The sequence below is a fragment of the Pseudopedobacter beijingensis genome (genome assembly GCF_042678145.1).
In the GTDB taxonomy this organism is placed as follows: Bacteria; Bacteroidota; Bacteroidia; order Sphingobacteriales; family Sphingobacteriaceae; genus Pseudopedobacter; species Pseudopedobacter beijingensis.
Genome location: NZ_JBHUDG010000014.1, coordinates 51,848 through 64,353, shown reverse-complemented (window position 1 = coordinate 64,353; position 12,506 = coordinate 51,848). Strand labels below are relative to the sequence as shown.

The window sequence follows — 12,506 nt, the reverse complement described above, 5'->3', positions numbered from 1 at the left end:
CTTCAAAATCTTGATGATCTGTGTTTCGCTAAACTTACTTTTTTTCATTACCCTAAATTATAAAACTACATTAATAATCGTAGCTGTTTTAAGGGAAGATTACAGCTCCCTCAATTGCGCTCGTGACGGCAAGGTTCTTTTGATACAACCCCTTTATATTTAAAGCCTTATATTTATTTAATAAGTGCACTATTTTATGCCTTATCTTCTTTTCCCTGATGCTGCTTCTGAAAATTTATAATTTGCTTTTCTAATTGATTTATTCTATCTACATGCACCTTCTGAATTTGCAATAACGTTTCCATTTGCTCAGTAATCAATAAATCAATTTTCTCATGTAAGGTTTTAATTTCTATTTCTGCCTTTAAATTCACCAGATAATCTTCTTCAGCCCTTCTTCTGTCTTTTTCTTCTTGTCTATTTTGACTCATCATAATAATAGGTGCCTGAAAAGCCGCTAAACAAGATAATAGAAGATTTAACAGAATAAATGGATACGGATCAAAACCTTTTTCCTTAAAAAAGTATATATTTACGACCATCCAAGCTAAAATAATTAAAAGAAAAACCAATATAAAACTCCAGCTTCCTCCAAAATCGGCAACTTTATCCGCTAACCGTTGACCTATTGTAAGGTTCTCTTCAGACTCAAGCTTTTTAGAGATTAATTGCTCTTCCTCTATAGATTTCAGAACAATGGTATGTAACTTTTTCAGACGTAGATCACTGGTATCTAACAAGCTTTGATAATCTATCTTTACTTTTTTCATAACTTAAAAATGGACTCTTACAATAAATTAAAGTTATGGCATATTTATCTATTAACGCTTAATACACAAAAAGTACCTCACTATATATTTAGATTACGTTTCTAAAGAAGGTTTTATTTATTTAAAATTATTTAATGACCTGATAGGGGATGTTCATATTCTGGAACATAAAAGCCCATTTATCTGCCTGCTCCTGAATAATCATGGCTGTTGGCTTTCCTGCTCCATGTCCCGCATTCGTTTCAATCCTAATCAACACCGGATTATTTCCCTGATGATATTCCTGCAATCTGGCCGCAAACTTGAATGAATGTGCCGGAACAACTCTATCGTCATGATCTGCCGTAGTTACCATTGTAGCCGGATAAGCGGTTCCTTGTTTTAAAGCATGATAAGGAGAATATTTATATAAATACTCAAACATTTCTTTAGAATCTTCGGCCGTACCGTAATCATAAGCCCAGCCTGCTCCGGCGGTAAATTTATGATAACGCAACATATCTAAAACACCCACCGCAGGAAATGCTACTTTAAACAATTCTGGGTGTTGCGTAATTGCTGCACCAACCAACAATCCTCCATTAGATCCGCCAGCAATTCCTAAATAGTCTGTAGAGGTATATTTATTATCTATCAAATAATGTGCGGCTGCAATAAAATCATCAAATACATTTTGTTTTTGTTGTTTGGTCCCCGCAATATGCCATTTTTCTCCATACTCGCCACCACCACGTAAATTAGCAACGGCATAAATACCACCTTGTTCTAATAAAACAATATTAGAGGTACTAAAAGCAGGCGTTAAACTGATATTAAATCCTCCATAACCGTATAATAAAGTCGGATTTTTACCATTTAATACTACTCCCTTTTTATAAGTAATAATTAACGGAATTTTTGTTCCATCTTTTGAAGTATAGAAAACCTGTTTAGATTCGTATTGAGAAGGGTCAAAACTAACCCCTGATTTTTTGTATTCTGATGACTTTCCGGATGATATATCGTATTTAAATATAGTAGGCGGATATACATAGGAAGTAAAAGTATAATACAGCTCTTTTTCTTTTTGTTTAGCATCAAAGCCAGATGCTGTTCCTAAACCAGGTAAAGTAATCTCTCTTTCTTTTTTTCCATCCAAATCAAACTGTACTACAAATGAAGTTGCATCTTTAAGATAATTGGCGAAAAATTTATTTCCTCCTGTTGTTATTTGTAGTACATTTTCTGTTTCTGGTATAACGTCTTTCCAATTTTCCGGGTCAGCATTGTTTACATCTGCTTTTACTAATCTAAAATTAGGTGCATGAAGATTAGTGTATATGTATAATGCATTGTCCTTAGAATAAACCACATGATGGTTGTTATCAAAATTCTTAACAACCGGGACAATTGGTGCATTTTCCCTGGTTAAATCCTGTACATACAGTTCATTTCCTGAAGTCGAAACTGCCGCTGTAATAATTAAATATTTTTGGTCTTCTGTTACATCTCCGCTGATGTACCTTCTTGGGGTTTCATTTCCTCCAAATATTAATTTATCATCAGATTGTGCAGTTCCTATACGGTGGTAATACAATTTATGTTTTTGGGTAAGTCCAGATAAAGCACTTCCTTCTTTAGGTTTATCATAACTGCTATAATAAAAACCATCGTTTTCTTTCCATGAAAGATCCGAGAATTTTACATCTGTCAGTGCATTTCCTACTTCGCTTTTATTCTCTACTTCCAATATAATTACTCTTCTCCAGTCTGACCCTCCGTCAGAAATCTGATAGGCTGCCAAACTTCCGTCTTTTGAAAAACTCAATCCTCCAAGGGAGCTGGTGCCATCTTCTGAAAATTTATTAGGATCAAGGAATATTTCTGGTTTTCCGTTTTCTCCTTCCTGTCTGTATAAAACAGCCTGATTTTGCAATCCATCATTTTTAAAGAAATAGGTATATTTTCCTTCTTTAAAAGGTGCCGAATACTTTTCGTAATTCCACAAATCAGTTAACCTGCTTTTTATAGCTTCTCTAAAAGGTATTTGCTCCAGATAGTTCTGAGTAACTTTGTTTTCTTCTTCTACCCATTGTTTTGTTTCTGCAGATAAATCGTCTTCCAACCATCTGTAAGGATCTTCTACCGGGGTTCCAAAAATATTGTCTTTAATAGCTAATTTCTTTGTTTGAGGATAGGGCAAAATAGTCATCGTTTCTTTGGGTAATATTTTTTGTTCTTTTGAATTATTACAGGCGACTAATGAAATCGCTGCAATTATAAGTGCCGTTTTTTTCATCTGTTTATTTTTATTGTTTTCATTTATCAGATAGCCTTTCTCAATAAATTGAAAAAATATTTTGGTTCAGAAGCTCTAAAATAGATACAGTAAACAGGCTAATAAAGTTTTGTAAGTAACAATTTAAATATATCAATCTTCGATCAAATTCCCATCAATCAATTTAGATGTTTTTGCTCCCAATTTGCGGATATTTTCTGCCCGACCGACCAGATTGCCTGTTCCTGTAGTTAATTTATTCATGGCGTCTGAATAAGCCTTTTGAGATTTATCAATACTGTCACCTATTTTATTCATATCATTAATAAAACCAACAAACTTATCGTACAGGGCACCTGCTTTGGTTGCTATTTCTATAGCATTTTTTGTTTGTTGTTCTTGTTTCCAAATAGAAGCTACAGTTTTTAAGGTAGCCAAAAGGGTAGAAGGCGTTACTATAACTACTTTTTTATTCCATGCAAAATCAAATAGTTCTCTGTCATATTGTACGGCAATAGCAAAAGAAGATTCTATAGGAATAAATAACAATACAAATTCGGGAGAGTTTATCTTATAAAGATCATGATAATTTTTACTACCTAAATTTTGAATATGACCTTTTATAGAAAGTAGATGTTGTTTAATATAATTGTCTTTTTCGTCTTCATCTGCATTAATAAATCTTTCATAAGCCAATAAAGAAACTTTTGAATCAATAACAATATGTTTATTTTCCGGAAGGTTTAAAATAACATCAGGTAAAGATCTGCCTCCTTCATCATTCACAAAACTACTTTGTTTTGTATAGTTTACGCCATCTATTAAACCAGAACTTTCTAGCAAACGATCTAATACCATTTCGCCCCAATTGCCTTGTTTTTTATTATCTCCTTTTAAGGCTTTGGTTAAATTATTGGCATCGTCCTGTATTAGTTTAGTTTGCTTAATGAGCTCGTCTATGGTACCTTTTAGTGTAAACCTTTCTGCAGATTCTGCTTTATAGCTCTGTTCTACCTTTTGTTCAAAAGCTTTGATATTTTCTTTTAGCGGATTTAACAAAATATCCAGATTTGTCCTGTTAACTTCCGTAAATTCTTTGGTTTTTTCTTTAAGTATCTGGTTGGCTATATTTTCAAACTCTACCTTAAATTGTTTATGTAAATTTTCTATATGTGCTTTTTGTTCAGCAATTTTTTGTTGTTCGGCTAAGAGTTTTGATTGTATGGCTGCATTATTTTGCTTTTCGTTATTTAACTGCTCTATTAATACTTTTATTTCTTCTTCCAGCCGACTTATTTGGTTGTAGAGTTTAAATTCTACATCCTGTTTTTCTTCTTTTATAATGGCATTGATATTTTGTGCTTCTGACTTTACGCTTTCTGCTTTTTGTTGAGCCAGCGCCAGATCTATTTTCAGCCTTTCAGTTTCTACAGATAAGTTTTTTAATGCTTCTTTATCCTGAGAGTTTTTAGGACGTTTTAAAAATAAAACAACAGAAATACATAAAATAATAATCGATGCTAGCAGAAGTGGTTCCATATTTACGAAATTAATGATTTGATAGCATCTTAAAAAAAGAAAACCGGTTTGCCTTTTACAGCAACCGGTTTAGTATTATTATATCTGATAAGCTATTTATTAAAAAGCAAAACCTAATGATATACCTGCTCTTAATCCAAATCCATCTATTCCGTGACTAATTTCAGGCTCAGCACTTCCGTCATCTGCTTTTACTTTTCCTGAATTAATAGATGGTCCAAAAAAGATATCTAAAGTAAATGCACTGTTATAAACCCATTGTCTTCCCAATAAAATACCACCTCCCATGGATGAGTAAGAACCTTTTGCTCCTGAAGCATCATCTTTTACTTTATAATCCTGATATCTTAAAAAAGCAGCTGTATACAATCCGTTTATGGCATTTTGTTTAGGATAAAATCTAAATTCTGGAGTTAAGGCTAATCCTGAGAATTTAGTATCAGAAAGCTTCATTCCTGTATAAGCAAGTCCTAACTGTGCAGAAGTTTGATCTGAAAGTTTGTGCTCATAAAATATAGATCCTGTACGTAATAATGCACTTATAGGATTAATTTTAATGGTGTTTTTTTCGCTTTGAGCATAGCCTTTAAAATACATAGCTGTAAATATTACAGCAATAAGCAATAGTTTTTTCATTGTTTAAGTTTCATGATTTATTTATTGATTACGGGTAATAAACAATGTATGCTACAAATTAGCAAGTATAAAAAGTACTAAAGTCTCATGCTGAGCTTGTCAAAATTTCTCTGCAATAGCTATTATAACCTTAGCCTGACAGAGAAATTTATTTTAAGCTACTCTTATTTTATAACTAATTGCAAATCTTTAGAAACAGGAAATGTTTAAACCGTAGTTTTTATACTCAGTTCCACTTTTTGTTTTTCGTCTATCGTAGCCGGAGCATCTATCATTACGTCTCTACCCGAATTATTTTTAGGGAAGGCTATAACATCTCTGATACTGTCTAAACCTGCAAAAACAGATACTAACCTATCAAATCCAAAGGCTATACCGCCATGTGGGGGCGCACCGTATTCAAATGCTTCCATTAAAAATCCAAACTGTCTTTGTGCTTCTTCTGGTGTAAAACCTAAATGCTTAAACATTAAAGATTGTAATTGTTTGTCGTGTATACGTATAGAACCTCCGCCTATTTCTGTTCCATTAATAACCAAATCATAAGCATTGGCTCTTACCGCTCCCGGATCTGAATCTAATTTTGCTATATCTTCTGGTTTTGGAGATGTAAAAGGATGGTGCATAGCATGGTAACGATTTGTTTCTTCGTCCCATTCTAATAAAGGGAAATCTACGACCCAAAGTGGCGAAAATTTGTTTTTGTCTCTTAAGCCTAAGCGATTTCCTATCTCTAAACGCAGTTCGTTCAATTGCTTACGAACTTTATCTGGTTGCGCTCCGGCAAGTATTAAAACCAAATCACCGGGTTTTGTATTAAAGGCATCGGCCCATTTTTGTAGTTCTTCTTCGTTAAAGAATTTATCTACGGATGATTTTAATGAACCATCTTCGTTATGGCGCATATAAATCATTCCGGTAGCACCAATCTGAGGTCTTTTCACAAAATCTGTCAATTCATCCAGTTGTTTTCTCGTATAAGAAGCACATCCCAATGCATTTATACCTACTACTAATTGTGCATTGTCAAACACCGGAAATCCTTTTCCCTGACCTAATGCGGTTATTTCTACAAACTGCATCCCAAAACGGGTATCCGGTTTATCAGAACCATACAGTTTCATAGCTGTATCATAAGTCATTCTTGGAAAATCTTCAAATTCAAGCCCTTTTACATTTTTAAACATATGACGGGTTAAGCCTTCAAAAATATTCAGGATATCCTCCTGTTCTATAAATGCCATTTCACAGTCTATTTGTGTAAACTCTGGCTGTCTGTCTGCTCTTAAATCCTCGTCTCTAAAACATTTAACAATCTGAAAATATCTGTCAAAACCAGATACCATTAATAATTGCTTAAAAGTTTGCGGAGATTGTGGTAGGGCATAAAACTCTCCGGGGTTCATACGACTTGGCACTACAAAGTCTCTTGCCCCTTCTGGCGTAGATTTTATCAGAACTGGAGTTTCTACTTCTAAAAACCCTTTCGAATCTAAATATTTTCTGATTTCCTGAGCCATTTTATGACGTAAAATCAGGTTATTTCTTACCGGATTTCTTCTCAAATCCAGGTAACGGTATTTCATTCTTAAATCGTCACCACCATCTGTTTCATCCTCTATCATAAAAGGTGGTAGTTTTGCCACATTCAGAATTTCTAAATCAGCAACTTTTATTTCTATTTCTCCGGTTGGTATTTTAAGGTTTTTGCTGCTTCTTTCTATAACAGTTCCATTAACCTTAATCACATATTCTCTGCCCAGCTCTCTTGCTTTTGTTCTGAGTTCTTCATTATCATCTGCATTAAAAACCAGTTGCGTAATACCATATCTGTCACGTACATCAATAAAAGTCATCCCGCCTAAATCACGCGATTTTTGTACCCAACCACTCAATGTAACTTCTTTTCCTAAATCGGCTATGGTTAATTCGCCACAAGTATGAGTTCTATGCATCTGTTTTAATGTTTTTTATGTAAGTGCGAAGATAGAAAATCTTATTTTTATTTGAGTATACAGCTTGTCATCAAGATTAAAAATGACAGGCTGTATAAAATCAGTTTTTTAACTTGTAAATATTCTTGGTATTTCTCCCCAAGCCATCATAATCCAATCCGTAACCCACTACAAAATCACTGGCAATTTCGAACCCAATATATTCTATTTCGGCAATGGTATGTTTAAGTTCTTTTGTTTTAAATAGCAGAGAAGCTACTTTAATAGATTTTGGTTTTCTTTTTTCCAGAGACTCTATCAGGTATTTTAAAGTATTTCCAGATTCTATAATATCTTCTACCAAAACAATATCCCTGTTTTCAATATCCATAGTTAAAGAAAGATGTTCTTTTATATTACCTGTACTGGACATCGCTTCGTAAGAAGAAACTTTCATGAAAGAAATTTCACAAGGTATGCTTACTTCTTTCATTAAATCTGCAAGAAACATAAAGCTTCCATTTAATATACCTACAAAAAGTGGTGTTTTCCCTTCATAATCTTTATTAATCTGTATTGCCAAAAGTTTAATTCTATTTTCAATAGTCTTATAATCTATAAAAGGTTCAAAAACCTTATCATTTACTGTTAAATCCATTATTTTTCTACTACATGTACAGCTGTTCCGCAATTGCTGCAATAATTATGAAAACTTTCTACCGAATATTTACAGTTTCTGCATTGCAAAGCACTTCTTTTAGATCTGGCTAATTCTACAGTTACAATACCTGTAGGCACCGCTATAATAGCATAACCGCTAAGCATAATCATAGAAGCTAAAAACTTGCCCATATAAGTTATAGGAACAATATCGCCAAAACCTACAGTTGTAACAGTGACTATTGCCCAATATATACTAGCCGGTATACTGTTAAAACCTGGATTACCGTGTTCTATAACGTACATAAGCGTACCTATAAGAATAACAAATATGAGCAGGAAACTAATAAATACCAGTATTTTATACATACTTCTTTTTAATGCCCCTAATAATACTTGTCCTTCTCTTGTAAAATTAAACAATCTTAAAATTCTGAAAACTCTTAATAACCGTAAAATCCTTATTACCAAAAGATAGTGGTAACTGAAAACAATTAAGCTCAGATAGGTTGGTAAAATAGAAAGTAAATCTATAATTCCCCAGGAACTAAAAATATACTTATGCCTTTTCTCTGCTGAATATACTCTTAGTAGATACTCTATGGAAAACAGAATGGTAAACATCCAGTCTATAACATAAAACAAATCCGGATGGTAAGACCCTATTTCCGGCATACTTTCCAATATGACTAAAATCACACTGGATAGGATAAGCGTAAGCAAGATAATATCAAACTTTCTTCCTGCTTTGGTATCCGAATTAAAAATGAGAGATCGCAATTTCCTCCGTCTCAAATTGTCTTTCAGGAAGCTGTTTATTTTTTGAAAAACAGTCATAAATAGAAATGTTATGGCCAAAAACCAAAGCTAATAAAATGTAACGATACGCTACAAAATAGGAATAGGGTTTTATTCACTATCTTTGTAAACAGCACATGGATCACGAAGTTTACACTTTAAAAAATGGCATCAGATTATTATTCAAATATGCCAATTCCCCTATTTCTCATTGTTGTTTATTAATAAACACAGGTTCTCGCGATGAAAAACCAGGCGAACCGGGATTAGCACATTTTATTGAGCATCTTTTATTTAAAGGCACTAAGACAAGAAATACTAACCAAATATTAAACAGGTTAGAAATTGTTGGTGCAGATTTAAATGCTTATACCACTAAAGAATATACTTGCTTACATAGTTCTTTTTTAAATGAATATCTGGAAAGAACAATAGATCTTTTAGCTGATATTGCTTTTAATTCCGTATTTCCTGAAAATGAAATCGAAAAGGAAAAAGGGGTTATTATAGACGAAATTTTAAGTTACGAAGACCAACCGGAAGAAGCTATTGCCGACGAATTTGAAAATATTCTGTTCAAAGGACATACTTTAGGAGAAAATATTCTGGGAACCAGAGAATCTGTACTCAAGTTTAATAAGAAAGATGTCCTGGATTTTTTAGAAAAAAACTATAATACTTCTGAAATAGTTTTAGCCGTTTGTGGTAATTATAAGTTTTCGAGAATACTCAAAAAAGCAGAGAAATATTTAAACCACATCCCAGAAAACACCCATAAAAAACAAAGGATAAAGCCCATTCAAAATCAGCACTTCAATATAGAGCTAGCTAAACCTATCAACCAAACCCATCTTATTATGGGTGGTACAGCATATTCTTTTTATGATGCTAGAAAGTATGGACTTTCTTTACTGAATAATTTATTGGGAGGAAGTTTCATGAGTTCGAGACTTAATCTTGAAATAAGAGAAAAAAGAGGCATAGCCTACACCATAGAATCTAATTACATTCCACTTTCTGATACTGGTATTTTTTCTATCTATTTTGGTACTGATGCCGAAAAAGCCAATAAAGCTATCAAACTAATCCATAAAGAATTAAAAAAACTAAGAGACCAAAAATTAGGTTTATTACAACTGGAGCAAGCTAAGAAAAGGTTTATTGGACAAATTGCTTTGAGCGAGGAAAACCGGATGGCTGTCTTAATCTCTATGGCCAAAAGCCTGGTAGATTTTGATTATATTGATTCTTTAGATGAAGTATTCTCTAAAATAAACAATATTAATACAGAAGGCTTATTAGAAATATCAAACGAAATTTTTGATATCAATAGATTAAGTAACCTCAGTTTTGTTCCTGAAAAAGAATAAGATAAATTGGTTTCTACTAAGCGTATAGTCATTCTGAACTTTCAAGTTAAGAATTTGCATTAGTTCAGTTCCCCAGGGCATCACGGCTTTTTGTCAGGCTGAGCCCTTCGTCGGGCTCAGGATAAACTCAGTCGAAGCCTCTGCGTATGACCCTTCGACTCTGCTCAGGGTGACAAAAAGCAATAATGTAGGATGAGATCCTTCCTACCCATCAGGATGACGAAAACGACAGACCAGTCATGCTGAATTTATTTCAGCATCTTTTTTACGTAAAAAGGGGACGTTATCAAAATAATAGTACAGCTAAGAGAAATCTCTTCCCTAAGTACTTCTGAAAGAGATCCCTCGACTGACTGCAATCAAAATAATAAGATACTATTTATACAACCTCAAATATCTACTTCTCCTTAAAAGCATTCCATCCCTGGGCTTTTAATTCATGGGCATTACCAGATTTAGAAATTAAATAGTTTCCGGCACTTTCTTCTGTGATATAACCTATTACAGAAATATCTACATCGTGTTTTAACCTGTCGTAATCTGCTTGTTTAATAGTAAAAAGTAATTCGTAATCTTCGCCACCGCTTAAAGCACATACAGTAGGATCCAATCCAAATTCCCTGGCCATTTCTATAGTTTGCGGATCTAAGGGAATCTTCTCTTCATAAACTTTACATCCTTTTCCGGATTGTCTGGTAAGATGTAAAATTTCAGAAGCTAACCCATCAGAAACATCAATCATAGAAGTAGGCTTTATCTTCATCTTTTTCAGAAGATCAACAATATCCAATCGGGCTTCCGGTTTTAATTGTCTTTCTATAATATAATCTTTTCCCTCTAAATCAGGTTGTATATTCGGATTTGCTAAGAAAACTTGCTTTTCCCTTTCCAAGAGCTGGAGTCCCAAATAAGCACCTCCTAAATCGCCAGAAACACAAAGTAAATCTCCTTCTTCAGCACCATTTCTATAAACAACATCCTTTTCATCGGCATAGCCTATACTGGTTACACTAATAACCAAACCCTGTTTAGAAGAACAGGTATCGCCACCAATTAAATCTATATTATATTTATGGCAGGCTAACAGCATACCCGCATAAAGCTCTTCTACAGCTTCTACCGAGAATTTACTCGAAAAACCTAAAGACACAGTCACATGAGAGGCTATTCCATTCATCGCATAAATATCACTCAAATTAACCTGTATAGCTTTGTATCCCAAATGCTTAAGTGGAGTAAATGCCAAATCAAAATGTACACCTTCTAAAAGCATATCGGTAGAAACCAACGTTTTTTTGCTTTTAAAATTTAAAACGGCAGCATCATCTCCAACTCCTTTTAGGGTAGATTCATGTGTTAATTTGATATTTTTAGTGAGATGATCTATTAAACCAAATTCTCCTAAATTATTGATATCTGTTGTTTGCGTGTTTTCGAACATCTATTTTATGAATCAAATTGATAAATTACAATCCCAGTTTAGCCGAAATATCCAGCATCCTCTCAATAGGTAATCTAGCTCTTTCTATTATTTCACGTGGAACATCAACTTCCGGAAGCTCATTTTTTAAACATAAGTATAACTTTTCCAATGTGTTACGCTTCATGTGAGGGCAATCATTACAAGCACACGAATTATTTGGTGGAGCTGGAATAAATGTTTTTCCAGGATTTTCTTTCTCCATTTGATGGATAATACCAGTTTCTGTAGCTACAATAAATTCCTGGGCATCACTTTTAACCGTATAATTTAATAAGCCGGTAGTAGAACCTATATAATCTGCCATTTTTAATATCGCATCCTCACACTCAGGATGAGCAATAAATTTAGCATTAGGGTGGCGTTCTTTCAGTTTAGTAATCTTTTCCTGCGAAAAAATCTCGTGTACCATACAGGCACCATTCCACAAAACCATATCTCTGCCCGTTTTCTTCATCACATAAGCTCCCAGATTTCTATCCGGTCCAAAGATTATTTTCTGATCTTTTGGTAAACTTTCTACAATCTGTACCGCATTGCTTGATGTACAAACAATATCACTCAAAGCTTTCAGCTCTGCAGTACAGTTTACATAAGTTATCACAATATGGTCAGGGTATTTCTCCTTAAATTTTCTAAACAAATGCGGAGGGCAGCTGTCAGACAAAGAACAACCTGCTTTAACATCCGGAAGCAATACTTTTTTATCTGGAGATAATATTTTAGCTGTTTCTGCCATAAAATGTACACCGGCAAAAACAATTACACTTGCATCCGTTTTGGCAGCTTGCTGAGACAGCCCTAAGCTATCACCAATATAATCAGCAATATCCTGAATATCAGGATCTTGATAATAATGCGCAAGAATTACTGCATTTTTTTCTTTTTTTAACTTTTCAATCTCATCAAACAGATCTAAAGTTGGGTCTATATACTCATCTACAAACCCTTTCAAGTTTATCTCTTCAAGTGCATTCATTTTACAATCCCAAAGGTAGGAAATTTAAAAATTATCCGTTTTCAACTTTTCAATAACAAACAATATTTTATTTAAAAAAGAAC

At 33.7% G+C, this 12,506-nt stretch carries 10 protein-coding genes; 1 reads left to right on the top strand and 9 read right to left on the bottom strand.

From position 1 onward, the window contains the following. Positions 1 to 194 precede the first annotated feature (194 nt). The 7 genes from ACFSAH_RS09535 to ACFSAH_RS09505 form a co-directional block, all read right to left on the bottom strand. The gene (locus ACFSAH_RS09535) at positions 195 to 770 is read right to left on the bottom strand and encodes a DUF1003 domain-containing protein (RefSeq protein WP_379662499.1); all 576 of its coding nucleotides are present in this window, start codon (positions 768 to 770) and stop codon (positions 195 to 197) included. A 127-nt stretch (positions 771 to 897) separates the two neighbouring features. Beyond that, complete coding sequence (locus ACFSAH_RS09530; protein ID WP_379662498.1) at positions 898 to 3,048, bottom strand: prolyl oligopeptidase family serine peptidase; 2,151 nt, start codon at positions 3,046 to 3,048, stop codon at positions 898 to 900. 132 nt (positions 3,049 to 3,180) lie between these two features. Further along, positions 3,181 to 4,566: a DNA recombination protein RmuC gene (locus ACFSAH_RS09525; RefSeq protein WP_379662497.1), complete on the bottom strand. Its 1,386-nt coding sequence runs from the start codon at positions 4,564 to 4,566 to the stop codon at positions 3,181 to 3,183. Positions 4,567 to 4,665: 99 nt separating this feature from the next. Further along, positions 4,666 to 5,202, bottom strand: a complete 537-nt coding sequence (locus ACFSAH_RS09520) for a DUF3575 domain-containing protein (protein WP_379662496.1) — start codon at positions 5,200 to 5,202, stop codon at positions 4,666 to 4,668. Positions 5,203 to 5,408: 206 nt separating this feature from the next. Continuing rightward, positions 5,409 to 7,157 carry an aspartate--tRNA ligase gene (gene aspS / locus ACFSAH_RS09515; RefSeq protein WP_379662495.1) on the bottom strand — a complete coding sequence of 583 codons (1,749 nt, stop codon included), beginning with the start codon at positions 7,155 to 7,157 and terminating at the stop codon, positions 5,409 to 5,411. A gap of 100 nt (positions 7,158 to 7,257) precedes the next feature. Then, complete coding sequence (hpt, locus tag ACFSAH_RS09510; protein WP_379662494.1) at positions 7,258 to 7,794, bottom strand: hypoxanthine phosphoribosyltransferase; 537 nt, start codon at positions 7,792 to 7,794, stop codon at positions 7,258 to 7,260. Then, a complete protein-coding gene (locus ACFSAH_RS09505; RefSeq protein WP_379662493.1) occupies positions 7,794 to 8,633 on the bottom strand; it encodes an ion transporter in 840 nt (279 codons plus the stop codon). Before ACFSAH_RS09505 ends, hpt begins: the two co-directional genes overlap by 1 nt. Positions 8,634 to 8,731: 98 nt before the next feature. On the opposite strand from ACFSAH_RS09505, the gene ACFSAH_RS09500 reads away from it, so the two are divergent. After that, positions 8,732 to 9,964 carry a M16 family metallopeptidase gene (locus ACFSAH_RS09500; protein WP_379662492.1) on the top strand — a complete coding sequence of 411 codons (1,233 nt, stop codon included), beginning with the start codon at positions 8,732 to 8,734 and terminating at the stop codon, positions 9,962 to 9,964. Positions 9,965 to 10,361: 397 nt separating this feature from the next. Here the strand turns inward: ACFSAH_RS09500 and thiL are convergent, their stop codons facing one another. After that, on the bottom strand, positions 10,362 to 11,405 hold the full coding sequence (thiL, locus tag ACFSAH_RS09495; protein WP_379662491.1) for a thiamine-phosphate kinase: 1,044 nt from the start codon (positions 11,403 to 11,405) through the stop codon (positions 10,362 to 10,364). Positions 11,406 to 11,430: 25 nt separating this feature from the next. Then, on the bottom strand, positions 11,431 to 12,423 hold the full coding sequence (gene nadA / locus ACFSAH_RS09490) for a quinolinate synthase NadA (RefSeq protein ID WP_379662490.1): 993 nt from the start codon (positions 12,421 to 12,423) through the stop codon (positions 11,431 to 11,433). Positions 12,424 to 12,506 lie beyond the last annotated feature (83 nt).